General features: G+C 65.7%; 1 protein-coding gene. It reads right to left on the bottom strand.

The features are described 5' to 3' along the window. Position 1 precedes the first annotated feature (1 nt). Positions 2-469, bottom strand: a complete 468-nt coding sequence (locus RM2_RS23315; RefSeq protein WP_072691790.1) for a ribbon-helix-helix protein, CopG family — start codon at positions 467-469, stop codon at positions 2-4. Positions 470-508: the final 39 nt, after the last annotated feature.

Genomic DNA, 508 nt, shown 5'->3' with positions numbered 1-508 from the left:
GTCAGTCGAGCTGAGTGCGACGTCGCTCCTGGAGACGGGCATGGCGGCGTAGAAGTTGCGTCTTGTTCTTCTCGCTGCGGAAGATCTCGCGGTTCACGGCTTCCTCGAGCATTCCTGGGTCGGAGAGGACTCGTTTCACGGCCAGCCGCATCAGCTCGACCCGGTCGGCTCCGACCCGTGCACCGATCGTGTCGAGTGTGTCGAGCAGGTCCTCGTCGAGGTGGACGTTGATGCGGACGTGGTACACCGCGGGGGTGCGATCACGGGAGAGACGTCTCTGCTCGGCCAGCGCATTCCCGATGCCCTCGGGTTGCGCCACCAGGCGGCGGGCGGCGACGCGGAGAACCGCGCCGACCCTTCGTCGGCCGAACTGGGCAGCCATCAGATCGAGACTGCGTTTCGTCTCGTGGTCGAACCGGAGACCCACTGGGCGGCCCACCGGGATACGACCGGGTTTCTCCTCGGTCATCGCCGCCTCGGTGCAAAGATATTAAGGTGCCCCGGCATC

This window comes from Rhodococcus marinonascens NBRC 14363 (assembly GCF_001894885.1).
In the GTDB taxonomy this organism is placed as follows: Bacteria; Actinomycetota; Actinomycetes; order Mycobacteriales; family Mycobacteriaceae; genus Rhodococcus_F; species Rhodococcus_F marinonascens.
This window is presented reverse-complemented; position numbering and strand designations above follow the sequence as displayed.

What these genes read in the sequence shown, in the direction of transcription:
- RM2_RS23315 (WP_072691790.1), bottom strand. Translation starts at nt 469, where the DNA reads ATGACCGAGGAGAAACCCGGTCGTATCCCGGTGGGCCGCCCAGTGGGT.